Source organism: Pseudoalteromonas ulvae UL12, from assembly GCF_014925405.1.
Lineage (GTDB): Bacteria > Pseudomonadota > Gammaproteobacteria > Enterobacterales > Alteromonadaceae > Pseudoalteromonas > Pseudoalteromonas ulvae.
Genome location: NZ_AQHJ01000027.1, coordinates 84,211 through 107,652 on the forward strand (window position 1 = coordinate 84,211; position 23,442 = coordinate 107,652).

Here is a 23,442-nt window from a genome sequence, read left to right on the forward strand (position 1 = left end):
CTCGTACTTAAAATGGCATTTTGAAACCTGGCGGCATTTGCATGCCTCCAGTTACTTTTGCCATGCGTTCTTTACTTTGCTCTTCAACGCGACGCACAGCATCATTCACTGCTGCAGCCAATAAGTCTTCGATCATATCTTTATCATCTTCCATCAAGCTTTCATCAAGCTCAACACGACGAACATTGTGGTTACCCAACATAGTGACTTTTACCAGACCTGCACCTGATTCACCGACGACTTCCATATTAGCTATTTCATCTTGGGCCTTTTGCATGCGCTCTTGCATTTGCTGCGCTTGCTTCATTAGGTTACCCATTCCACCTTTCATCATAATTAGTTCTCTCTTTGTCTAAGTTTGATCTGGCCACGATAATCACTTCGTCTGTAAATTACAATGCCCGGATAGTATTTTCATCTATGGTTGCTGAAAAACGTTGTTGAAATTGTACAGTAATTTCATCATTTTCAATTACTTGTTTCGCATGATGCCAACGCTTTTCGTCTAAATCTTGCTGGATACGATATGGCGTATTTTCAACACTTTCAATAAAGTCTATCTGCAATACAATCGCGCTCTCAAGTGTTTCACTCAAGGATTCAGTCAATTTATCACGCATTACTTGGCTATCTAAGTGTTGCTGAGTGGCATCAACCTTTAAATAAACCTGGTTGTCGTTGCGTTGATAGACACCATGCAACGCAAACTGGCGTATCCGCCCTCCCAATGCCATCTGTTCGATTAACTGCGCCCAGTGGTCTTGTTGATGAGCAAAGCGGATCTCTGTCAAAGGGCTAATGAACCCTTCAGGAATTGCAATTTCTTCGACTTCAACCTCATCGGGTTCAGATACTTGTTCGCTAATCTGAACTAATAATTCTGGCGCTAAGTTTGCCGGATCCATCACATGTCGTGATTTCAAGTCAGCTCTTTGCCTAGCTGCTGGTTGCTGGCTACTAACAGGTGCTGACTCAACAGCTTCTAAGCCCCCTTGCTGGGGCTCAGTCTTTTTTACCTCAGGTGGCACCTGTTGCTGAGAGGTAGCTTGATTTTCGGATTGGCCACTGTGCAGTTGACCAGAGCCGGAAACATTTCGATTGCGCAAAATTGCCGCAATGGCAGATTGCGCACCAGACATTTTGCTTTCAAGGGAAGTTACTAAGTTATGCTCAACTGTCGCCGAATGAGCACTTTGCTCTTCATTCGGATTCTCTTTTACACCCTCATCTATTTGATTGTGTCGCGCAGATGAAGATTCTAGCTCTGACAGCATGGCCTTCGACTCATTAACTTGAGTAACCTCAGCACCATGTTCAGCAACGGCCAACTCTGTCTGAACATGAGAAGTGGCATGTTGTTCAAATTGTTGTTCTGATGCAGAACGAAGTGCATCCGCTTGACTAAGTACATCAGTTAACTGGCTACTTAGTTGCGAATCTTCATTATCAGTATCCAGTTCATGTGTTAAAAACTCATTGAGTGCATCGTGTGATTGCTGCGGTACTATTGGAGGAACTGTAAGCCTTGGTGCTGGTTTACTCGATGCTGAAGAATTAGCTAAGTTATCAGCCGATGATGATTGCGCAAGAAGCTCGCGAATATTGCTCATCGCCCCCGCTGAACGCGACGGTGATTCAGCAGGTACAGTCGCATGATTCACAGTTGATGAGGGCTCAAAAGCTAATAGTCTCAATAACACCATTTCTAGACCTAAACGTTCATCTGGCGCCCACTGCAAATCTTTTTTACCACCTAATAAAAGTTGGTAATACACCTGAACCTGTTGCGGTGAAATAAGTTGGCTCATTTCATTGATAAAAGGTGCATCTTCATCACTCAGCGATGCGGCCTCAGGTACCAGCTGTGTCAGTAATAACAAATGCGTCAAACTCAATAAATCATCTAACACCGATTTACTGTTTGCATTGTGTTTTGCTAAATCAGCCACAATCTCTAAAAGTTGCACACCTTCATTTGCGACAATGCTGATGAGAAGGCGCTTGGCCCACGCACTGTCCATCAAACCAAGCATCGCTTTAACTTGGCTCGACATCACCTGTCCGTTTGTTTGTGCAATGGCTTGGTCAGTTAAACTTAGGGCATCACGCATACTGCCATCAGCTGCTTTTGCCAACAAAGCCAAAGCCTGATCGTCAAATGCAATCTGCTCTTGTCCGAGAACATGATGAAGCTGTGTCGAAATTTCAGTTCTAGACAGTGCACTCAAATTAAACTGTAAACAACGCGATAAAATTGTGACCGGCAACTTTTGCGGATCTGTGGTTGCTAGCAAAAATTTAACGTGTTCAGGAGGCTCTTCGAGGGTTTTAAGCAATGCATTAAAGCTGTGTTTTGAGAGCATGTGAACTTCATCGATGAGATATACTTTGTAGCGCCCTCGGGTGGGCGCATACTGCACATTATCAAGAATTTCTCGGGTATCTTCGACTTTTGTTCGCGATGCGGCATCGATTTCTAATAAATCAATATAACGTCCTGCTTCTATATCTTGGCAGGCACTGCACATGCCGCAAGGCGTTGCAGTTATGCCCAGTTCACAGTTAAGACTTTTAGCAAAGATCCTTGCGATGGTTGTTTTACCCACGCCACGTGTACCAGTGAACAAATATGCATGGTGCAAGCGTTGCTGTGTTAAGGCATTGATTAATGCTTGTTTAACATGCTCTTGCCCCACTAACTGGTGGAAATTTTGTGGTCGCCATTTTCGTGCAAGGACCTGATAACTCATGGCTTATTCGCCTTCAAACTCAACTAATTTTAAAATATTAATGCCTAATTTCTCAATTCGCTGCTCTCCGCCTAATTCTGGCAAAGAAACAACAAACGCAGCATCAGAAGCATGACCACCTAAACGCTCTACCAGCTTATAGGTCGCTTCTATCGTACCACCGGTAGCTAATAAGTCATCTACTAATAAAACTTTGTCACCTGCTACAATAGCGTCAGTATGAATTTCAAGAATATCTTCACCATATTCTAATTGATACGCTTGGCTGATTACTTCTCTTGGAAGTTTTCCAGGTTTACGAACAGGAATAAATGGAATACCTAAAGCAACCGCCAAAGGTGCACCAAAGATAAATCCTCGTGACTCTGTACCGATAATTTTTGTAAAGCCTTTATCTTGATATGCCGCAATAAATAAATTTGTAACCGCTTGGAAGGCTTTTGGATCTGCAATTAGACTCGTGACATCACGAAACATGATACCCGCTTTAGGATAATCTGGAACAGTCGCAATGCTGCTTTTAATGTAGTCTAAGGTAGACTGTGACATGTTAATTTTCTCACTCTTTACTAAAGGGCAATTATACAAATTTTCTGCCAAATAGGCAGCCCTGAATAATTTTAGGCATTAAAAAAGGCTGCCTGAGCAGCCTGTGGATGCGATACTATTATACTGATAGTACCTTAACCCATCCGAGTATCCCATTCAAACAGCCTATTACTGCAAAAACAACTAAAAATGCTAAAAAATATTTAACGTTAAACGGGTCTTTAAATTCACCTTTATGTGCCATTACGACTACCTCTATATTAAACACGACTACGACGCGCGCAATAATAGTTCAAGCGACGCGGTTAATAAAGATGAGAACTCATTTTTCTAACGTGTAACGATTATTTTTCTAGCACCTAAATCATTAATAATAGTCTGCGCGCCTTGTAATATGACCTCGAAACTTAAATGCGCGACTTGATGATGGACTCGCGAGACGACCTGTTCTAACAATAGCCCAGGTTCTTGCTCAATAATTTGCAACAATAACGCTGTCATTACATTAATGGCAATAAATTGGATCTCATCTTGCTCATCCCGATAGACAACAATGTAATTACCCTGCTCTACAATATCAGGGTTTGAGTTGTCTTCACTTATAAACTGAACAGGGTATTGGTAGCTCAAATTCCATGCTAAATGACTTAAACATAGTGGCTCTTTGGCTATGTTATTTTCTTGAAGTTGTTTTTCTGTTAAGTCTTCATCTTCGATTGAAAGTGCTAATTCAACCCACTCGTAATGAGCAAGTTCGAGTAAATAAGGAGGATCATTGTCTATCGGTTGGTAGCTTTGCGAAAGAAAATCTAAAAACTCTTGCGCTATATGTAAAAAATAAGGAGATTCACAGTGATGATTCTTAAAAAACAAACGAACAAGTTCTGTCCATTGCTCTTGTGAATACAATGATTTCAAAACAGGGAAACCAGAACTTATAAACCCTTCGATATTATTAAAGAAAAGATCACGATAAATAGCCATGCGGCGATCTTCTATACCATCAGGCGCTTCATGGTTAATGGGATCGCGAATATGTGCCATGAATTGTTGTTGAGTACGCTGAAAGTTATTCATTTCAATTGCTCTGATTGACTAGCCATACCTTGGATGGCTCGAATTTTTTGTACTTCTTCTAACAGTTCATCGATTGGCGGCAAATTAAAATCCCGTTCTAACAACGTCGGGAAAATACCATGATGCTGATACGCCTGTGCTAACAACTTCCAAACAGGTTCAATGACATCATCACCGTGAGTGTCAATAATTAAATCTTCAGCTTCATTATAATGTCCTGCGATATGCCCATAAGCAATGCGCTGACTCGGTAAGGCTTTTAAGAAAGCTGAGGCATCATAATCATGATTAACTGAATTTACGTAAATATTGTTCACATCAAGTAATAAGTCACAATCCGATAATTCGAGAACCATATTGGTAAAATCGATTTCTGACATTTTTTGATCAGGTGCTGCATAATAAGAGACATTTTCGACTGCAATGCGTTGCTCTAAAATATCTTGCACTAATTTAATTCTATCAGCTACGTAGTGAGCAGATTCTTCAGAAAAAGGGATCGGCATTAAATCATACAAATGGCCATTACCCGAACAGTAGCTTAAATGCTCGCTATAAATTTTAATATCATGTTGTTTAAAAAATATTTTAAGCTGTTTTACAAAATTGATATCGATAGGATCCGGAGATCCAAGCGATAAAGATAGCCCATGACAAACAAACGAGTACTGCTCAGTTAACGACCTAAATTGCTTGCCAAATTTACCACCTAACACCAACCAATTCTCTGGTGCGACTTCTAAAAAATCAGGCCTCTCGGTTGTTAAAGATGCCATATCATCGAGCATTTCACGTCGAAGACCAAGTCCGGCCCTACCAATCAATTCTACTTTACTCACACAAATACCTAGATTTAAAAAATAAATGGCCAGCGTTGCTGGCCAATTAAAGAAAACTAACTTAACAAATTATTGCATTCCACCACATTTGCCTTCGCCGCACTTGCCTTCTTTAGCGGCTTTTTTACCTTCACCACATTTTCCTTCGCCGCACTTGCCTTCTTTAGCGGCTTTTTTACCTTCACCACATTTTCCTTCGCCGCACTTGCCTTCTTTAGCGGCTTTTTTACCTTCACCACATTTTCCTTCGCCGCACTTGCCTTCTTTAGCGGCTTTTTTACCTTCACCACATTTTCCTTCGCCGCACTTGCCTTCTTTAGCGGCTTTTTTACCTTCACCACATTTTCCTTCGCCGCACTTGCCTTCTTTAGCGGCTTTTTTACCTTCACCACATTTTCCTTCGCCGCACTTGCCTTCTTTAGCGGCTTTTTTACCTTCACCACATTTTCCTTCGCCGCACTTGCCTTCTTTAGCGGCTTTTTTACCTTCACCACATTTTCCTTCGCCGCACTTGCCTTCTTTAGCGGCTTTTTTACCTTCACCACATTTTCCTTCGCCGCACTTGCCTTCTTTAGCGGCTTTTTTACCTTCACCACATTTTCCTTCGCCGCACTTGCCTTCTTTAGCGGCTTTTTTACCTTCGCCACATTTTCCTTCACCGCACTTGCCTTCTTTAGCGGCTTTTTTGCCTTCGCCACATTTTCCTTCACCACATTTGCCTTCTTTAGCGGCTTTTTTACCTTCGCCACATTTTCCTTCACCGCACTTGCCTTCTTTAGCGGCTTTTTTACCTTCGCCACATTTTCCTTCACCGCACTTGCCTTCTTTAGCCGCTTTTTTACTTTCGCCACATTTTCCTTCGCCGCACTTGCCTTCTTTAGCGGCTTTTTTACCTTCGCCACATTTTCCTTCGCCGCATTTGCCTTCTTCTGCATCAAGTTGATATCCGCTCACCATTGCAGACATCAAAAAGGGGTTTGCTTCAGCATTTACAGAAGTTAAAGCAGATGTTCCAATCACAACTGCACCTAAAGTTAATGCGACTGAGTTTTTTTTCAAATTTTTCATAACAGATTCTCTTGTTGTTGATACTGCGTAATTAAGTTGACTTAGGTAATAAGACCTGCCGAGTTTTTATTTTCTTTCAGATATTTTTAAAAAATTTAATAAATAAGTTAAAACTATGATCTTAAATATTATTTATATCAAGTAAATTAAGGGCTATTGATTAAATTCTCATTCATTAAGCTTGTTAAAAAGAACGCCAAACGCACTATGATATCTAAGCTGCTTAGGTATAATGCGCCATCTTTTTTATTGTGTGCTCATGGAGAATATGAAGCTAATATTAGCCCCAATGGAGGGCGTCGTTGATTTCCAGATGCGTCAATTTCTAACTGATTTAGGTGGATTTGATCTCTGTGTCACTGAGTTTATCCGTATTGTTGATCAATTGCTCCCTCCTCGAGTCTTTTTTCGTTATTGCCCAGAGCTCAATCAACATGGGAAAACTCGTTCTGGCACATCTGTTCGTATTCAGCTATTAGGTCAAGAACCCCATTGGCTCGCCCAAAATGCTGTCAGGGCCATTGAACTTGGCTCTCATGGTATTGACCTGAATTTTGGTTGCCCAGCTAAAGCTGTGAATAAGAGCCGCGGCGGAGCTGTATTACTCAAAGATCCTGAAATCATTTATGCAATTGTAAAAGCTGTTCGCGATGCTGTTGATCCTGCCCATGAAGTGACAGCAAAGGTTCGTTTAGGATTTGATGACGACAGCTTAAGCCAAGAGATTTTCGATGCCGTAGCCAGTGCAAATGCTTCAAGTATTGCAATTCATGCTCGCACTAAAAAAGATGGGTACCGACCCCCTGCATATTGGGAAAAAATTCTACCACTTAAAGCGCAAAAAAGCTTACCAGTGGTCGCCAATGGCGAAGTGTGGTCGGTCGATGATTACCAACGATGCAAACTGCGAAGTGGTTGTACAGATGTCATGCTAGGACGTGGTGCATTAGCTCAACCCGATTTAGCCAAAGAGATTGCGATGAGTAACATTAATCAACCCTATAAGCCGCTTGAGTGGAAAGATTTACTGCTACAAATTTTGGAATCAGGCATGCATAGCTGTGGTGATAAAAATAGTCAATATTTCGCGTCGCGTACAAAGCAATGGTTGGCCTATCTTAAATTAAACTACCCTGAAGCTGTCACTTTATTTGAAGATATTAAGCGACTTCATGAAAATGCAGCCGTACTTGAAATTGTAAAAGGTCACGCTAATATCGGCTAAGTTGATTCAAATCATGCTGAATCAAATCGACACCTCCTATACTGCTTTGCATAAAACAGGAGGTGCCATATGGCCTATGCGTTAAACTCATTAAAAGCACATTTAATAGTCCAATTAAATCGCATCCAAGAAGAATTGCTTGAATGTCTATCGAATTCAACCATTTCGGCTGAGAAAAATTTAGCCGAAACATTGAAAAGCCATCCACAAACAAGTTGGGTGGAGCTACTCGAGCATAATGTGTCACCCGATCACACAACTCTAGTAAAGGAATTAACAAAAGTAGAAGCTGCACTGTGTCAATTTGATATTGGTCAATATGGCTATTGCGCAGACTGTGAAGAACCTATCTCACTTGATGAGCTAAAAAAAGATCCAACCAAACAACGCTGCGGACTTTGCGAGCGTTAAAGATACAACTGAGTGGCAGGTGCAATGGACACACCTGGCTGCAAGACAATAAAGTGAATCAAAACTTTAGATTGCTGTTGATCTAAGTTGAGCTGATCTTTTAAAAATTGCTCTGCATGCTGATAAGACCATGACTGATAATGGATTCCTAAATCAACATTAGCCAATGTAAGTGCAATTTTTCGATGAGCTGGAGTAAGGCTAGAAAGTTCAACCGACTGAAATGCTGCCACAACATCAACGTAATGTGTTCGCCAATCAAGACCATCTCTTGTTTTAGAAGCATTAAATAGAGTTAACAGTTGATCAACTGTTAGAGCATGCTGCAAAGTATCATCCAGTAACGAAGAAAGCTCTTCCTCACTCTTAATAATATCAATATGTGCCACAACAATGTCATTTACTTCTTCTGCATCAAGTTGATATCCGCTCACCATTGCAGACATCAAAAAGGGGTTTGCTTCAGCATTTACAGAAGTTAAAGCAGATGTTCCAATCACAACTGCACCTAAAGTTAATGCGACTGAGTTTTTTTTCAAATTTTTCATAACAGATTCTCTTGTTGTTGATACTGCGTAATTAAGTTGACTTAGGTAATAAGACCTGCCGAGTTTTTATTTTCTTTCAGATATTTTTAAAAAATTTAATAAATAAGTTAAAACTATGATCTTAAATATTATTTATATCAAGTAAATTAAGGGCTATTGATTAAATTCTCATTCATTAAGCTTGTTAAAAAGAACGCCAAACGCACTATGATATCTAAGCTGCTTAGGTATAATGCGCCATCTTTTTTATTGTGTGCTCATGGAGAATATGAAGCTAATATTAGCCCCAATGGAGGGCGTCGTTGATTTCCAGATGCGTCAATTTCTAACTGATTTAGGTGGATTTGATCTCTGTGTCACTGAGTTTATCCGTATTGTTGATCAATTGCTCCCTCCTCGAGTCTTTTTTCGTTATTGCCCAGAGCTCAATCAACATGGGAAAACTCGTTCTGGCACATCTGTTCGTATTCAGCTATTAGGTCAAGAACCCCATTGGCTCGCCCAAAATGCTGTCAGGGCCATTGAACTTGGCTCTCATGGTATTGACCTGAATTTTGGTTGCCCAGCTAAAGCTGTGAATAAGAGCCGCGGCGGAGCTGTATTACTCAAAGATCCTGAAATCATTTATGCAATTGTAAAAGCTGTTCGCGATGCTGTTGATCCTGCCCATGAAGTGACAGCAAAGGTTCGTTTAGGATTTGATGACGACAGCTTAAGCCAAGAGATTTTCGATGCCGTAGCCAGTGCAAATGCTTCAAGTATTGCAATTCATGCTCGCACTAAAAAAGATGGGTACCGACCCCCTGCATATTGGGAAAAAATTCTACCACTTAAAGCGCAAAAAAGCTTACCAGTGGTCGCCAATGGCGAAGTGTGGTCGGTCGATGATTACCAACGATGCAAACTGCGAAGTGGTTGTACAGATGTCATGCTAGGACGTGGTGCATTAGCTCAACCCGATTTAGCCAAAGAGATTGCGATGAGTAACATTAATCAACCCTATAAGCCGCTTGAGTGGAAAGATTTACTGCTACAAATTTTGGAATCAGGCATGCATAGCTGTGGTGATAAAAATAGTCAATATTTCGCGTCGCGTACAAAGCAATGGTTGGCCTATCTTAAATTAAACTACCCTGAAGCTGTCACTTTATTTGAAGATATTAAGCGACTTCATGAAAATGCAGCCGTACTTGAAATTGTAAAAGGTCACGCTAATATCGGCTAAGTTGATTCAAATCATGCTGAATCAAATCGACACCTCCTATACTGCTTTGCATAAAACAGGAGGTGCCATATGGCCTATGCGTTAAACTCATTAAAAGCACATTTAATAGTCCAATTAAATCGCATCCAAGAAGAATTGCTTGAATGTCTATCGAATTCAACCATTTCGGCTGAGAAAAATTTAGCCGAAACATTGAAAAGCCATCCACAAACAAGTTGGGTGGAGCTACTCGAGCATAATGTGTCACCCGATCACACAACTCTAGTAAAGGAATTAACAAAAGTAGAAGCTGCACTGTGTCAATTTGATATTGGTCAATATGGCTATTGCGCAGACTGTGAAGAACCTATCTCACTTGATGAGCTAAAAAAAGATCCAACCAAACAACGCTGCGGACTTTGCGAGCGTTAAAGATACAACTGAGTGGCAGGTGCAATGGACACACCTGGCTGCAAGACAATAAAGTGAATCAAAACTTTAGATTGCTGTTGATCTAAGTTGAGCTGATCTTTTAAAAATTGCTCTGCATGCTGATAAGACCATGACTGATAATGGATTCCTAAATCAACATTAGCCAATGTAAGTGCAATTTTTCGATGAGCTGGAGTAAGGCTAGAAAGTTCAACCGACTGAAATGCTGCCACAACATCAACGTAATGTGTTCGCCAATCAAGACCATCTCTTGTTTTAGAAGCATTAAATAGAGTTAACAGTTGATCAACTGTTAGAGCATGCTGCAAAGTATCATCCAGTAACGAAGAAAGCTCTTCCTCACTCTTAATAATATCAATATGTGCCACAACAATGTCATTTAGCCACTCATTTGGGCTTTTTGACTGTCCTGAATAATAATTTATTTTAGCTTGATACCAGCTTGAACCATTCGGTTGCTGAGACATACTAATGGTTGATCTAGGTCTATAGCCTGATAAAAATGCATGAAAATGATCTAACTGTACTAATAATTGCTGAGCTGCTTTATTAGCATAACTCGATACTTCTAGCTGTTTTTTTACATCAAAAACAAACTCATTGATTTGATTAAGCTCAATTCGATTTAAAGCCAGTTTGTCATTTCGATTTTGAGTGAGTGTATCTTCAACAAATTTAAGCCAAGTGATCGTTTTATCGGCTAAAATTTCTGATGCTGCTCCCTGCCAATTCTCGACTAGCGGCAACAGGACATTTTGATTCGGCGGCCAGGGGTAAAACCGCTCAGCAAAACGCTCTTCGATTATTAAGTACTCTAATTGTTTTTGTATTGAATTATCGAGATTAAATTGCAGTAAATGATCGTATAACACATGTCGTTTCTCGAGGTACTCTTCATTAAATGGCAGTGGTGAGTCAACTAACTGCTTTTTAGATGTCACATACAACCAGTTGTTATTTAGCTTTAAGTGTTCAACTATTTGCTGTTTTGAGTCCGGTATGTGGGCAATAGGTTCTGAGCAGCCAACTAAATTAAATAAGATAAATATTGATAATAACTGAGTAATTTTGAACAAGTTCATCTAACCTTAAAGTGTGAAAATAGCGTGTGAGGTAGCAAAATGATTTTTTCGTTCCAAAATGCATCATTCCGAGATCATGACACAGGATTATACAATCAAGCGTACTTTATGGAAGTGTTTAACCGAGAATGGCATCGATTAATTCGCGATCAGGATGCACTAACTGTAATACTTGTGGATCCTCATGTAAATCTTAGAGATGAACAACAAAAAATACTCTTTGTTGAATTAGCTAACATCCTTAAACTTCAAACATACCGTAGCACCGATCTAGTCTGTCGGTTTAATGATAACTATTTTGCGTTAGGTCTGTTTGGATTAAATCAAGGTGGTACTAATGTCATAATTGAAAGAATTCAAGCGGCTATCAAGACGGCTTTAGGCGAGAGTTTTGGCGCTGTGAATATCTGCTACGGTGCTGTTAATGTCCATCCTAATGATACAGTGAATATAGAAATGTTTTTCCAAGAGACCTTAGGAGTATTACACGCAGCAGAGCTCAACGGCGTAAATAGTTTTAAAATAACCCAATATACACAACACTAATTGAGTAAAAATCAGTTTAAAAAAAAGCCCCTTTCGGGGCTTTTTTATTAGCATAAGTTAAATCTTTACGCCTTTGCGTGCAGCTTTGTCTTTAATAAATACAGACCAACCTTGAGCAAATTTACGTGTAGAAGGGTCTTCCATTGCTTTTTTAATTGCAACATAAGCTTGCTTATACTTCTCTTGGTGATAATACGCTTCAGCCAAGTCGGTGTAAGTTGTACCTTCTTTTTTAGTGCCTAATTCAAGAGCTTTATTTAACGCAGTGACGGACTGTGAATACTTCTCTATTCTGAGAAGGATTGAGCCTGCTTTACGATAAAGTTCTGCATCATTCTCAAATGCGCCAGCTTCTTGATAATACTTAGCAGCTTTAGAGATTTCCTTAGCTTGATGGAAATAGCTAGCCATTGCATTAACATTGTCTTTATTACGCTTAATTTTATCATCTTTCAATGCCTTCTCGAGCGTTAAACCCGCTTTCCAAGGAATATCATTAAGTGAATAAAGGCTCGCTAAAATACGATAGTCAGTTTCTGAGTCAAAGTAACCATTTTTATATGCGATTTCCATAGTAGAAAGACCTTTTTTATAATCTTCCACTTGCATATAGAAACGACCGAGTAAAGTCCAAGATTTTGGCTTCTCAGGCCAAGTTTTTAGAACTTCTTCAGTTACTTTAACAGCACTTTTAAAGTCTTTAAGCTCGCTGTATGCACCAATCTTCATATCAAAAGCCTGCTTATTAGGCTCTTTTCCTCTCAGAAGGTCAATATTACGATCTGCAGGTGCAATAACTTGCTTATACTCTTTTAACTCGTAGTGTACATTAGCTATCCGAAGATAAACTTGCGGATCTTCTTCACCTGTGAAGTCAATCCAACCTAGATATAATGCTTTAGCCTCTTTAAACCTTTTGTTACTAAGGTAAATATCGCCTAAAGTGCGCATTGATTGAGCATGATCTTTGAAATTCAAAGCATCACCATCAATTGCCAATTTTAAATGTTTAGCAGCTAAATCATATTTCTCAATTTGCGCATACATCTGGCCAAGATAATTATTCACCGTAGCGGCATCAAATTTATCTGATGGTTCAAGCTCTGCAAGTACAGCTATTGCGCCTGGAATATCTTGTGGTTCGGCTTGGAATAGTTCAAAAGCTTTCATCACTTTTTTACCTACTCGCTCGCTCATAACTTGAGTTTTAGCTTTTTTTCGCTTTTCAATCTCTTCGTAATTAGGCTTCGCCATCACCGAAGTTGTTGTTAAGCCACCACCAAGAGAAATAAGTAGTGCAAGAGCTGTTACTTTAGATAAGTTTTTCATTCCATTCCTCCTTAGTTATCTTGGTTAAGTTTAAAGTCAAGTTGTACTTGCAACCCTGGTTGTTTGATAGGCTTACCATCAACAATTTTAGGTTTGTACTTCCACTTCGAAAGTGCTCTTTTTGCCTCACGATCGAATAGACGTCTTGGCTCAGCAGCAATAACTTCAATATCATCAACGCCACCTAGCTCATTGATAGTAAATGAAAGCTGAACCCAACCCTCTTTACCATCACGCGCTGCTTGTGGTGGATATTTAGGTTCGATACGAACAATCGGTGTCGCATCTCCATCACGTCCAAATGCGCCCGGACCTGATAAACCAGTTGATGGACCACCCATATTTATAGATGGCATATTAAAAGTTATCCCTGCATTAGGATTACTATTTTCCGGCTGAGGCGGCTGCGGTTTAGGCGGCTGCTTCGGCGGTGGTGGCGGCGGCGGCGGAACGCGCTTTCGCTGCTGCACCTTGGATTCAGGCGGATTCGTCATAATTTCGACTATAATCTGCTCTTGTTCATTTTGTGCGCGATCTGCTCCACCGGAGATAAGATACGCCATGAAAAAGAACAAGCCGAAAGTAACTGCCCCACCTGCTAAAAGTGAAAACAGAAAACGAATCATCACTGGTCTCCAGCTATTGATATTCTTAAGTCACCAGTAGCTTTAATTGCATCCATTACCTTTACAACAACACCATGTTTTGCTTCTTTATCCGCTTGGATAATAACAACATCAGTAGGTTGCTCTGCAAGTAAACTCTCAATTTTAGCTGCTACACGCTCAACATCGACTTGTTGCTTATCAATCCAAATCTCGCCGTTGTCACGAATAGCAACGAAGATATTTGCATTTTTTTGCTTGCTAGCCTGAGCTGCCTTTGGTTTATTGACTTCAATACCCGCTTCTTTCACGAATGATGTCGTCACGATAAAGAAAATCAGCATGATAAATACGATGTCAAGCATCGGTGTCATATCTACTGCTGCGTCTTCGTCTTCACGGAAACGTTGTTTACGTGCCATATTAAACTCTCTCTCTAGTGATGAGGCAGACTATCTACAAGTTTTGCTTTAGCAACTTTAGCCTTGGCTTCAAGACGAGTACTAAAGAAAACACCAGATAGTGCCGCAACCATTCCAGCCATTGTCGGGATAGTAGCCATTGAAATACCAGCTGCCATTAATCGTGCATTACCTGTACCTTGATTAGCCATTGTTTCAAAAACAGCAATCATACCGGTTACAGTGCCTAGCAGACCAATTAATGGACAGATAGCAACTAAGGTTTTTATCAACAACATACGCTGATTTAATTTTTCAGCCGCGTCAGAAATCCATGCATCACGGATTCTGTGTGCATACCAGGAAGTTGTATCCTGGCGGGCGTCCCAACTTGCAATAATCGATTTTCTCATACGAGGAAATTCTGCAGTTAAGAACCAATAACGCTCAATCATTAATACCCACATAAGAAAGAGTGCTATTGCGACCACATAAAGAACTTGGCCGCCTGTTGCCACAAAATCCCTGACAGATTCCCAAAGCTCTATCAGGAATAGCATTAGGCTTTCTCCTTCTCCGCGTGAGCAGCGATGATGCCTGCACTTTGTTCTTCAAGAACGTGAACAATTGACTTGCTACGACCATGAACAACAGCGTGGAATAAAATTAATGGTAATGCAGCGATCAGACCTAGAGCAGTTGTTACAAGTGCCATAGAGATTGAACCAGCCATGATCTTCGGATCACCTGTACCAAATAACGTAATTTGTTGGAAGGTATCGATCATACCAACAACTGTACCTAGTAGACCAAGTAACGGTGCGATTGCAGCGAAAATCTTGATGATGTTAATACCTGCTTCAATACGTGGCGTTTCACGAAGAATCGCTTCATCTAATTTAAGCTCTAGGTTCTCAACATCTTGGTGTTTGTTATCGTGGTAAACTTTTAAGATACGGCCAAGAGGATTGTTTTCGTTAGCTGAACCAGGGTTCTTAAGTTGAGCTTTCATTTTGCTTGATACTAGAGAAAGGTCAATTAAACGTACTAACGCGATAATGAAACCAATAACTAATAAAACAGCAATGATATAACCTACTTCACCACCTTGGTGGAAACGATCTTCCGGTGTTGCTTTTTGCGTGTTAAGACGCAAAATTGAACCACGAGTTGGATCCACGAAGAAACCTACGTAGCTACCTGCTGTAGCAGAACGGAGTTCGTTTGCTGCATTGGTAATAAACGCATCAGGTTGACGACCTAGCGGTTGAACCTGTTTTGTTTCTGGGTGATAGATTAAGTAACCATCTTCACTGATTAAGTTGAAAGTACCGATACGTGTTACAGATTTAACACTTGTAGCACCATCAAGTTGTGCAACTTCAACATCAAAAGTAGATACTTTTGCTGACTCAGTCATTTCAGTTTGAAGACCAATCCATAACTCTTCTAATTCACGAGTTGTTGGAAGTTCTTTAGCTGCTGCTAATGAACGAAGTACTTCATCACGATTAGGGAATTGAGCACTTACTACAGACGCTTCAATTGAACCGATTGTTTCAGCTGCTGCACGACGTACAACACCAAACATTTCACCTAAAGTACCTTTAGCTGTTTCAAGCTCAGTTTCTTTAGCTGCAAGCGTAAGCTCATTTTGAGCATATTGCTTCTTAAGCTGCTCACCGCGAGCTTTTTCAGCTGCAAGTTCACGCTTACCATTATTCAATAAAGCTTGCTTATCAGAACGAGCAGATAAAAACTCTTGCTCACGTTGCTGATTAATTTTACCTTCTGAGATACGCTCTTTTTTAACTTGCTCTAAGATTTTATCTAATTCAGCTGTATTAGCGTGAGCATTTAACGCAGCGCCTGCAGAAACAGATAACGCTGCAGCGACAGCAAAACCTTTAAAAAGTTTCTTCATTAATATTACTCCGCGCCAAAGATTGGTAGTTTAACAAGATCGTATGACGCTTGTTTACGTGACATACGGATCATCTCTTTCACAGGCTTCAGGTATTCTTCACCTAATTCATCCCATGACTTAGATGTATTGTTCCATACCCAAGCATGTTTCATATCAAGAGACTGAGCTACATAAGCAACGCGGCCTACACGACCGAAGTCAACTGTAATTTCACGGCCATCTAACTTCAACGTACCTTGACTAGAAGCAACGATAGAGCTGTAGTCTTTCTCTACTAAGTAAGCTTCTAAAACTTGACGGTATTTTTCAGATGTAGTTACTGAAGAATTAACCATTGTTTCACGAAGTCTTTCTACACGCGCTAAACGTTTTTCTGTCTCAAAAGGAACGTCCGCTTTGATGAATTGCTCAAGCGTATCGATCATGCGATACATCAAAGGCACAACGTTTTGTTTCGTTTTGTCGATAGTCGCGATTTGACGATTAAACGATTCAATACCTGCATTTTGGTCTGCAACCAAATTAGCAACGTGATCGTTATATACTTTTAAGATCTCTTTTTCGTCTACTACTGAACGGTATTCAGCTAGTAGTTCTTGAGTTTGCTCAAAAGCATTATCTACTTTCGCTTGTGATTTTACAGCAGCCTTGTGAATTTGCGCTTCAGCTTTGTGAAGTTCATTCAAAGGATCTGCCATCACGTTATTGCTTGCAAATGCAAATGCGCCAACCAACGCTGTTGCTACAAGACTTTTTCTGATTTTAACAGACATAGTTCCCAACCAATTAAGTAATGTTACTTTTTAGAATTTAAAGCTGATTAAAACTCAACCAGAACCAACGCTTTTTATAAAAGCGTCAACTCACCAATAATGCTAAATGCTGCAAGCTCTGTCAACTCGATGTTTACTCTATCTTTTACATTTATTTTTTATGACTCGTTTAGTTACAGATAATTTACAATAGAAACTTCTTTTCGCCCCTATTTATATGGCGAAATATAGAGATGTTAAATTAAATGTTAAATTTAATTTAATTTTTAAAATAGCCGCATTATGGTATGAAATATCATTCACAATGCATAATTATAAGCTTGAACAATTTAGTATTTATTAATATCAACTCGTCTGACTTGATGATTAAAATAACAGCTCGAGAAAATTACGCTTTTTCAAGCACTACTACACTTGAGAAAAGTGTTTTCTCTATGTAAAACTCTTTTATATCTAACACTTTAAACAAACCATCAAACTTGTTTATCTTTTGCTTTATTGAAAGGGTGTCTTGGGCTACACCCAGTTGATCCTTCAGCCTACCTATCTGATAAACAGTTGATTTACTTAATATCTGGACTTTTTCAATGCTGGTTTCATCTATTGTACGCATCAATTTTGAAATAGAATTTACAATATCCAAAAACCAAACTGCTTTTTCTTCAGAGTCAATTACATAACTATTTAATTCATTTATCAGCATTTTATTTTTCTCTTTAAAAGCGTCATCTTCCCCATTTAATTTAAGCGAGATAACCTCATTTAGTTTTAGAAAAACATCATTGTCGATAAAGCTCGAAAGCACTTCAATACCAACTAAACTATTATGCGAGACAATTGATTTAGCATGGTGAGCCATAAAAATTAAACGCCCCTCCTTCTTTAGCACTCTATTTATTTCTGGAATTGATAATTCCCAATTTGAATATTCAAAGCCAAATTGGCTAACAACTAAATCAAAATAAGAGTCATGATAAGGGAGTTTTTCAAGTCCTACGCCATAATCAAAACGAATAGTTTCAAGCAGCGTTTGTAATTGAGGTGGAAAATACAGGCTTTCTGTTTCAATCTCAGCTAAATCACAGCCATGAATTATTGAAGGTATATGGCGGCTATTTAGTATTGCTTTTATATAAGCAGCTATGGCACCTTTACCTGTTGCTGCATCCAAAACAATCAACTTATCACTTCGAATATTTAGTTGGTCTTTCCAAAAATCCATAACTTCATTTGGATAACCAAAATCATTTCCATCCTCTTCGAAACTAGAAAGTCGTTTTGTTTCACTCCAGTACCTATCCCAATGCATTACTTAGTCCTAGTTTAATTTATTGTGAACATAAAAAAGAGCGGCAAGCCGCTCTTTTAATCTAACTAATAAATATGTTTATTAGAAACTTTGCTTGTAGTTAATATAAGCTACACGCCCATAACCACTGTACAAGTTGAAGTTGTAGTCACGACCGTCATATGAAAATAATGGTGGCTCTTTACCAAATGCATTTTGAGCACCAACACTTATACGACCATTCCAAGGAGTGCTATAACCTACTTGTAAGTCATGAGTTACCCAAGTTGGGATATGACCTGAACCAACACCATCTGCATCAATATCTTCATACTGACTACCAACCATGCTCAAATTCCATGTGAAATCAATGTCATCTAAAGAATATACATTAGAAAGTGTCACACGTTGTTTTGGCGTACCAGGATCTTTAGTTAAGTTTCTACCACCATCGATGTTGTAATCAATTACATGAGAAACTTGAAGGTTTGTTGTTAATGAACCCATGTCACTGAACTCAAAACGTGAACGGGCTTTGAAGTCAATACCTGTTGTTTCAAGTGAACCATCATTACCAAAACCACGAACTACTTGAGTGATACCGCCATTAGGAGCACGAGTCACTGTAAACGCAGGAGGAAGTGCATCACCGCGAAGCGTCGCATCAATAATAGCTTGAGAACCAAACGCTCTGATACGGTTTGTAATTTCAGTGCTGTAGTAATCAATTTCAAAGTCAATATTATCAGCTACTTGATAAATAAGACCTAAAGAGTATTGATCTGACTTCTCTGATTCAAGGTTCGGGTTAGAGATTACGATAGCATTGATTTGTGAAGAACAACCTACTTCTTCACCAATCGCTAAACATGTTGCGTCATCTGATACAGAGTCAGCTGATTCAGATGGCTGCTGAGTTAAGTCTGGTAGTGAAGGTGCACGGAAACCTTTACCCCAAGAAGCACGAACAACTAGATCATCTGTTGCTTCATAACGAGCTGAAACTTTAGGCGAGAAATCTGAACCATAGTCAGAATAATCATCATAGCGACCAGCAAATGTTAATTCAAGAGAATCAACTACAGGCACTAAGGCTTCGAAGAATATAGCACCAACTGAACGGTCACCACCTGCGCTACTACCTGAAGAACCACCTACTTGGCCAGCTTCTGATAGTGAATCATACTTATCTGCGTAATCTTCTGTTCTATACTCGAAACCAACAAAAGCTTGTACAGTACCGGCTTCAAGGTCCATGACATCAAATGAAACGTTACCGTAAACTTCTTCTTGATTAAATTTACCTAAACGTGAAGTTGTAACTTTCATCGCATTTAGAACTGCAGGAGATGCACCATATGGGTTGCTTAAGTCGTAAGTACCGTCGTTGATGTACTGACGAGCTATAGCACGTAATACATAACCATCACCTGTATTTGCTGATTCGTTAATTGTTTTACGCGCACCAAATTCAACGTAGATGTTGTCATTAATTACGCCTTTAGTACCGAAAGTAATATCTTTTAATTCATTTGTTAGGTTGTTATCACGATTACCTAACGCTGCAAAACGATGCCAAAAATCCAGAGGCTGTTGTTCCATGCCTAATGAAGCATCATATAACGGGCTGTTTGGATTTGTTGGGTTATTTGGGCTGTCAGCATCAATTTGGAAAGCTGAATACGCAGATGTATCTAATGAAGGCGCATAACGACCAAACGACTTAGTTTGTGAAATGTTCATTGTTGAATAAACACTCCAATCATCGTTGATTTCATATGATGCATTAACGAAAGCTGAACGGTTTTTGATTGAAGCTTCATCAGCTGATACAGCTGCGAAGTTAAAACCACAACGTGAACCTATACGGTAAAAGTTCTCGTTTCCAACACCTTCACAAGTAGAGTTTGGTGAAAAGAAATCAAAGTTACTGACACCTGGAAGGTAATTGCCATCTGCATCTTGAGCGATAGTAGTGAAGTTATTTGAATATACTGAACCACCTGGGCTATACCAAGGGAAATCGCGAGCATAAACGATATCACGACCACTCCAACCAGCACCAGCAACGATTGATGCTTTATCAGATGAAGCACCAAATACTATCGAACCATTTTCTCTATCGCCACCTTCATGTTCAATTTGACCTGCGCCTAAGTTAACTTCTGCACCGTTGAAATCTTTACGAAGAATAACGTTGATTACACCACCGATTGCATCAGAACCATAGATTGCACCAGCACCGTCAGATAAGATTTCAACACGCTCAACTGCAGCCATAGGTATTGCATTCAAATCTTGTGAAGAACCTGTAAGTGTTGATTTTGGTAAACGACGACCATCAACTAAGATCAAAGTTCTGTCTGAACCTAGACCACGAAGGTTAACTGAAGATACACCTTGAGCAGAACTACCTGATTGAGGACGGAAAGAACCAAAAGTATTGAAAGTTGTTCCACGAAGTAAATCAGCTACAGAAGTTTCACCACTTAATTCAATCGCAGCTCTATCAATCACTGTAATTGGAACGTCAGTCGCCATATCAGTACGTTTGATACGTGAACCTGTTACTTCAATACGCTCTACTGCTTCTGCACCTTCTTCAGCTGCAAAAACGTTCGATGTGAATGCTGCTGTTGATGCAGCACCAAAAGCAATCGCTAAGCGAACAGCTTTTGAGATTTTATTATTTAACATTTAGATTTCTCCCTGGACCACACTCTATTGGTGCGATTTAATTTTTTTGTTAATTAGTGTGAACTAATTAACGATTTTCGAGTCAAGCTCATTATCCGAGGCAAATATTAAACATAAGGGGAAACATCGGTCAACAAATGTTTATAAAGAATTAACACTTTAGCAGCACATATTTCGAATTAGACACATAATGACACATTAATATACATATACCTTCTGTAATCACATAAAACATAAGTCACTGAATAAAAATAACTTATATATATTTTTATCTGTCAACCAGCACTGTAATCAAACAATTACAAAAAAAAATATTTATTTTTAGAACATTTCCTCTTGACCGCTTAAAAAACGTTCAAAAGTTAAATTTATGGTAGGTAAGATTGATTCGGCTATCGGCCTGAGTTGCTTCTCAAGGTAATGCTCTAGATCAGGGATGACCGGCCCGCCTGACACCATAATAGGACCACTCTGCGATAGAATGTATTCTATCCATTGTCCCCGCTGGAAATGCTTATCTGGATTATCTAATTGGAATTTTAGCGCCGCCTGTGCGTGAGGCGGAATATTTTTAACATACTCGCTCAAATTTTGACCTAGACGTTTTCGATAGACTAATAAATGATTTAATTTACCAGCCATTAAATCACTAATAGTTTGTTTTATATAAACTTCTACTGACTCACCTGCAAATATGCGTTCAAATAATTCTTGCTGGAATTGCCGCGCCAACTCAGTCCAATCACTACGAACGGTCTCCATGCCTTTAAACACTAATAGACTGCCGCTTTCCCCCTCAACCTGGCCAACATAACGTTTTTTAGAGCCGGTGACACTGCCGCGAATGGTTGGCATGAAAAAAGGGCTATAAATTGTTTCAAACTCAAGCTCTAAATAGCTCGTTAGACCATCGTTATTTTCGCAATAATTTTGCCAGAAATCGTTTATATGGCGTTCGAGATCGCGACCTGTTTGTTGGCATAATTGGGTATCAAACTCATCATTCAAAGCAACAAACGTGGAATCTGTATCGCCATAAATCACTCTAAAACCGAGTCGCTCAATTTCAGCACGAGTTTTAAGCATAATGTCATGCCCTCTCAGAGTAATCGAGCTTGCCAATCGAGGATCATAAAAGCGGCATCCGGTAGATCCCAGCACACCATAAAAGCTATTCATTATGATTTTTATTGCTTGCGAACGCATTTTGTCCTTTGCTGCCTTAGCTTCATCGCGTGCTTGCCAAAGATGGTCGATTAGCTTAGGTAAGTGATGTTCTGTGCGTGAAAAAAAAGCCTCATGATAGCCTGTCACTGCATTTTCAGGATTTGCTAATCCTTCTATCAAACCAATAGGATCTATCAAAAAAGTTCTGATAATCGAGGGATATAAGCTTTTAAAATCTAATACGATTACATTTTTATATAGGCCTGGTTCTGAATTCATCACATAACCACCAGGACTTGAAAAGTGAACATCATGATCACCTAAATTAGGTGCTACATAACCACTTCGATGCATGAGAGGTAAATATAAATTAACAAAAGCCGCGACTGAGCCTCCTTGACGTTCAATATCCAAACCGGTCAATTGTGTGCGTAGCAAAGCAAAGTCCAGTAGTTTTTCTTGCTCAAAAATATCCCACACCAGTTGGCAATCTTTTAAGTTGTAGGCTGCAAGCGACAATTTATCATGCTTAAACTGCCACTCTATTTCTGCCAAACGGTCATCAGAATCAATCAACTTGCTTTCACCCAGCAATTGATGCGCTACATTCGCCAAGCTAAAACTCGAAAACTGATATGTGGCATTTTTTAAGGTATCAATGCCATCGAGAACCACTCGACCCGGCACCAATAATTTTCCAACCTTGGAATCTTTAAGTTGAACCTTTTGCGCTGCGCGCCCAAGTTTGAGTTCGATACCAAGTTGTTCAGCGCGACGTACCAATAAGGTAAAGTCAAAATCAATAATATTCCAACCTATGATAACGTCCGGATCATACTCATTAATGGCAAGTTCAAGAGCGAGTAACAGCTGGGTTTCATCGTTAACCCATTGGATGTCTTGCGTTGTGTCTTGCGGTTCTCCAACCATAATCACCGAGGAAATATCCTGACCAAACAGACCAACTGAATATAAAATTCCCTTACCACTGCACTCTATATCCAGGGAGAGCATTTTAAGTGTTGGCAAATAATTGCACGACTTCATTTTAGTACTCGATAAAGTCAAAAATGACTGGCCACGTTTTAGATTACCGGCCACTTGGGCAGAACCACGGATAAAACGCTCCATTAAATATCGCTCACTGTGACGAATATCCCCTTCGAGGATCCGGATATGATGCGTACTTAAGTATTTTTTTGCGTTATAAAAATCAGTTAACGAACGAAAATACAAAGCAGCCACAATCTGCTGTTGAAAGGTTTTCAACGGCAAGACGCTCGTTCTTACTTGAATATGCTGATCCGCAAGAGCATTTGTGGCCCACTCCAAGTCGGAAGCTAAAATAAAAAACACGGCTTCTTGTTGGTCAACAATCGCCCGGACAGGGCCGTGATCAGTTGCTAGCCAATAACATAGCGCAAAGCCATTTTGAGTTTTAAATTGTTGCTTAGTCAGAACAAATCCACTGAAATGCTCAAATTTCGAAGTTGACACGCTAAC

Annotated in this window: 22 protein-coding genes; 5 read left to right on the forward strand and 17 right to left on the reverse strand. The window is 39.7% G+C overall.

Annotation, left to right across the window (positions count from 1 at the left end; genetic code table 11):
- Positions 1 to 7: 7 nt before the first annotated feature.
- The 6 genes from PULV_RS08475 to PULV_RS22170 all read right to left on the reverse strand — a co-directional run bounded on the left by PULV_RS08475 (position 8) and on the right by PULV_RS22170 (position 6,283).
- Positions 8 to 334 (reverse strand): YbaB/EbfC family nucleoid-associated protein, encoded by a 327-nt coding sequence (locus PULV_RS08475; RefSeq protein WP_086743657.1) that lies wholly within the window; start codon positions 332 to 334, stop codon positions 8 to 10.
- Positions 335 to 392: 58 nt separating this feature from the next.
- Positions 393 to 2,750, reverse strand: coding sequence for a DNA polymerase III subunit gamma/tau (gene dnaX, locus PULV_RS08480; protein ID WP_193331463.1), 2,358 nt, complete (start codon positions 2,748 to 2,750; stop codon positions 393 to 395).
- A 3-nt stretch (positions 2,751 to 2,753) separates the two neighbouring features.
- Positions 2,754 to 3,299, reverse strand: coding sequence for an adenine phosphoribosyltransferase (gene apt / locus PULV_RS08485; protein ID WP_193331464.1), 546 nt, complete (start codon positions 3,297 to 3,299; stop codon positions 2,754 to 2,756).
- Between the two features lie 330 nt (positions 3,300 to 3,629).
- Positions 3,630 to 4,376: an HvfC family RiPP maturation protein gene (locus tag PULV_RS08490; protein WP_193331465.1), complete on the reverse strand. Its 747-nt coding sequence runs from the start codon at positions 4,374 to 4,376 to the stop codon at positions 3,630 to 3,632.
- Complete coding sequence (locus tag PULV_RS08495; protein WP_405127487.1) at positions 4,373 to 5,221, reverse strand: HvfB family MNIO-type RiPP peptide maturase; 849 nt, start codon at positions 5,219 to 5,221, stop codon at positions 4,373 to 4,375. The genes PULV_RS08490 and PULV_RS08495 overlap by 4 nt, the downstream gene beginning before the upstream one ends.
- A gap of 63 nt (positions 5,222 to 5,284) precedes the next feature.
- Positions 5,285 to 6,283: an HvfA family oxazolone/thioamide-modified RiPP metallophore gene (locus PULV_RS22170; RefSeq protein WP_455430571.1), complete on the reverse strand. Its 999-nt coding sequence runs from the start codon at positions 6,281 to 6,283 to the stop codon at positions 5,285 to 5,287.
- Positions 6,284 to 6,551: 268 nt separating this feature from the next.
- Here PULV_RS22170 and PULV_RS08505 point away from each other — a divergent pair, with 268 nt between their 5' ends.
- Together PULV_RS08505 and PULV_RS08510 are read left to right on the forward strand one after the other, a co-directional pair.
- The gene (locus PULV_RS08505; RefSeq protein WP_193331466.1) at positions 6,552 to 7,508 is read left to right on the forward strand and encodes a tRNA-dihydrouridine synthase; all 957 of its coding nucleotides are present in this window, start codon (positions 6,552 to 6,554) and stop codon (positions 7,506 to 7,508) included.
- A 69-nt stretch (positions 7,509 to 7,577) separates the two neighbouring features.
- Positions 7,578 to 7,919 carry a TraR/DksA family transcriptional regulator gene (locus tag PULV_RS08510; protein ID WP_193331467.1) on the forward strand — a complete coding sequence of 114 codons (342 nt, stop codon included), beginning with the start codon at positions 7,578 to 7,580 and terminating at the stop codon, positions 7,917 to 7,919.
- Here PULV_RS08510 and PULV_RS08515 read toward each other — a convergent pair.
- Positions 7,916 to 8,467, reverse strand: coding sequence for a hypothetical protein (locus tag PULV_RS08515; protein ID WP_193331468.1), 552 nt, complete (start codon positions 8,465 to 8,467; stop codon positions 7,916 to 7,918). The genes PULV_RS08510 and PULV_RS08515 overlap by 4 nt on opposite strands.
- Positions 8,468 to 8,735: 268 nt before the next feature.
- Here PULV_RS08515 and PULV_RS08520 point away from each other — a divergent pair, with 268 nt between their 5' ends.
- Both PULV_RS08520 and PULV_RS08525 read left to right on the forward strand, forming a co-directional pair.
- The gene (locus tag PULV_RS08520) at positions 8,736 to 9,692 is read left to right on the forward strand and encodes a tRNA-dihydrouridine synthase (protein WP_193331466.1); all 957 of its coding nucleotides are present in this window, start codon (positions 8,736 to 8,738) and stop codon (positions 9,690 to 9,692) included.
- 69 nt (positions 9,693 to 9,761) lie between these two features.
- Positions 9,762 to 10,103, forward strand: coding sequence for a TraR/DksA family transcriptional regulator (locus PULV_RS08525; RefSeq protein ID WP_193331467.1), 342 nt, complete (start codon positions 9,762 to 9,764; stop codon positions 10,101 to 10,103).
- On the opposite strand, the gene PULV_RS08530 is transcribed toward PULV_RS08525, so the two are convergent.
- The gene (locus PULV_RS08530) at positions 10,100 to 11,200 is read right to left on the reverse strand and encodes a hypothetical protein (protein ID WP_193331469.1); all 1,101 of its coding nucleotides are present in this window, start codon (positions 11,198 to 11,200) and stop codon (positions 10,100 to 10,102) included. The two genes, PULV_RS08525 and PULV_RS08530, sit on opposite strands and share 4 nt — an antisense overlap.
- A 45-nt stretch (positions 11,201 to 11,245) precedes the next feature.
- Between PULV_RS08530 and PULV_RS08535 the strand changes: the two genes are divergently transcribed.
- Positions 11,246 to 11,752 carry a diguanylate cyclase gene (locus PULV_RS08535; RefSeq protein ID WP_086743665.1) on the forward strand — a complete coding sequence of 169 codons (507 nt, stop codon included), beginning with the start codon at positions 11,246 to 11,248 and terminating at the stop codon, positions 11,750 to 11,752.
- Positions 11,753 to 11,809: 57 nt separating this feature from the next.
- Here the strand turns inward: PULV_RS08535 and PULV_RS08540 are convergent, their stop codons facing one another.
- From PULV_RS08540 to PULV_RS08580, 9 genes are all read right to left on the reverse strand, one after another.
- A complete protein-coding gene (locus PULV_RS08540; protein ID WP_086743666.1) occupies positions 11,810 to 13,081 on the reverse strand; it encodes a tetratricopeptide repeat protein in 1,272 nt (423 codons plus the stop codon).
- A gap of 11 nt (positions 13,082 to 13,092) precedes the next feature.
- The gene (locus PULV_RS08545) at positions 13,093 to 13,707 is read right to left on the reverse strand and encodes an energy transducer TonB (protein WP_086743667.1); all 615 of its coding nucleotides are present in this window, start codon (positions 13,705 to 13,707) and stop codon (positions 13,093 to 13,095) included.
- Positions 13,707 to 14,108 (reverse strand): ExbD/TolR family protein, encoded by a 402-nt coding sequence (locus PULV_RS08550; protein WP_086743668.1) that lies wholly within the window; start codon positions 14,106 to 14,108, stop codon positions 13,707 to 13,709. Before PULV_RS08550 ends, PULV_RS08545 begins: the two co-directional genes overlap by 1 nt.
- Before the next feature lie 14 nt (positions 14,109 to 14,122).
- Positions 14,123 to 14,647, reverse strand: coding sequence for a MotA/TolQ/ExbB proton channel family protein (locus PULV_RS08555; protein ID WP_086743669.1), 525 nt, complete (start codon positions 14,645 to 14,647; stop codon positions 14,123 to 14,125).
- Positions 14,647 to 16,011, reverse strand: a complete 1,365-nt coding sequence (locus tag PULV_RS08560) for a MotA/TolQ/ExbB proton channel family protein (protein ID WP_086743670.1) — start codon at positions 16,009 to 16,011, stop codon at positions 14,647 to 14,649. The genes PULV_RS08555 and PULV_RS08560 overlap by 1 nt, the downstream gene beginning before the upstream one ends.
- A 5-nt stretch (positions 16,012 to 16,016) precedes the next feature.
- Positions 16,017 to 16,787: a DUF3450 domain-containing protein gene (locus tag PULV_RS08565; protein WP_086743671.1), complete on the reverse strand. Its 771-nt coding sequence runs from the start codon at positions 16,785 to 16,787 to the stop codon at positions 16,017 to 16,019.
- A 388-nt stretch (positions 16,788 to 17,175) separates the two neighbouring features.
- Positions 17,176 to 18,096 carry a class I SAM-dependent methyltransferase gene (locus PULV_RS08570; protein ID WP_193331470.1) on the reverse strand — a complete coding sequence of 307 codons (921 nt, stop codon included), beginning with the start codon at positions 18,094 to 18,096 and terminating at the stop codon, positions 17,176 to 17,178.
- Between the two features lie 81 nt (positions 18,097 to 18,177).
- Positions 18,178 to 20,772 carry a TonB-dependent receptor plug domain-containing protein gene (locus PULV_RS08575; protein WP_086743673.1) on the reverse strand — a complete coding sequence of 865 codons (2,595 nt, stop codon included), beginning with the start codon at positions 20,770 to 20,772 and terminating at the stop codon, positions 18,178 to 18,180.
- Between the two features lie 321 nt (positions 20,773 to 21,093).
- A complete protein-coding gene (locus PULV_RS08580; RefSeq protein ID WP_193331471.1) occupies positions 21,094 to 23,436 on the reverse strand; it encodes a DNA polymerase II in 2,343 nt (780 codons plus the stop codon).
- Between the last annotated feature and the right edge of the window lie 6 nt (positions 23,437 to 23,442).

Coding starts and splice junctions, on each gene's coding strand:
- PULV_RS08475 (WP_086743657.1), bottom strand. CDS start 334: ATGATGAAAGGTGGAATGGGTAACCTAATGAAGCAAGCGCAGCAAATG.
- dnaX (WP_193331463.1), bottom strand. CDS start 2,750: ATGAGTTATCAGGTCCTTGCACGAAAATGGCGACCACAAAATTTCCAC.
- apt (WP_193331464.1), bottom strand. CDS start 3,299: ATGTCACAGTCTACCTTAGACTACATTAAAAGCAGCATTGCGACTGTT.
- PULV_RS08490 (WP_193331465.1), bottom strand. CDS start 4,376: ATGAATAACTTTCAGCGTACTCAACAACAATTCATGGCACATATTCGC.
- PULV_RS22170 (WP_455430571.1), bottom strand. CDS start 6,283: ATGAAAAATTTGAAAAAAAACTCAGTCGCATTAACTTTAGGTGCAGTT.
- PULV_RS08505 (WP_193331466.1), top strand. CDS start 6,552: ATGAAGCTAATATTAGCCCCAATGGAGGGCGTCGTTGATTTCCAGATG.
- PULV_RS08510 (WP_193331467.1), top strand. CDS start 7,578: ATGGCCTATGCGTTAAACTCATTAAAAGCACATTTAATAGTCCAATTA.
- PULV_RS08515 (WP_193331468.1), bottom strand. CDS start 8,467: ATGAAAAATTTGAAAAAAAACTCAGTCGCATTAACTTTAGGTGCAGTT.
- PULV_RS08520 (WP_193331466.1), top strand. CDS start 8,736: ATGAAGCTAATATTAGCCCCAATGGAGGGCGTCGTTGATTTCCAGATG.
- PULV_RS08525 (WP_193331467.1), top strand. CDS start 9,762: ATGGCCTATGCGTTAAACTCATTAAAAGCACATTTAATAGTCCAATTA.
- PULV_RS08535 (WP_086743665.1), top strand. CDS start 11,246: ATGATTTTTTCGTTCCAAAATGCATCATTCCGAGATCATGACACAGGA.
- PULV_RS08540 (WP_086743666.1), bottom strand. CDS start 13,081: ATGAAAAACTTATCTAAAGTAACAGCTCTTGCACTACTTATTTCTCTT.
- PULV_RS08545 (WP_086743667.1), bottom strand. CDS start 13,707: ATGATTCGTTTTCTGTTTTCACTTTTAGCAGGTGGGGCAGTTACTTTC.
- PULV_RS08550 (WP_086743668.1), bottom strand. CDS start 14,108: ATGGCACGTAAACAACGTTTCCGTGAAGACGAAGACGCAGCAGTAGAT.
- PULV_RS08555 (WP_086743669.1), bottom strand. CDS start 14,647: ATGCTATTCCTGATAGAGCTTTGGGAATCTGTCAGGGATTTTGTGGCA.
- PULV_RS08560 (WP_086743670.1), bottom strand. CDS start 16,011: ATGAAGAAACTTTTTAAAGGTTTTGCTGTCGCTGCAGCGTTATCTGTT.
- PULV_RS08565 (WP_086743671.1), bottom strand. CDS start 16,787: ATGTCTGTTAAAATCAGAAAAAGTCTTGTAGCAACAGCGTTGGTTGGC.
- PULV_RS08570 (WP_193331470.1), bottom strand. CDS start 18,096: ATGCATTGGGATAGGTACTGGAGTGAAACAAAACGACTTTCTAGTTTC.
- PULV_RS08575 (WP_086743673.1), bottom strand. CDS start 20,772: ATGTTAAATAATAAAATCTCAAAAGCTGTTCGCTTAGCGATTGCTTTT.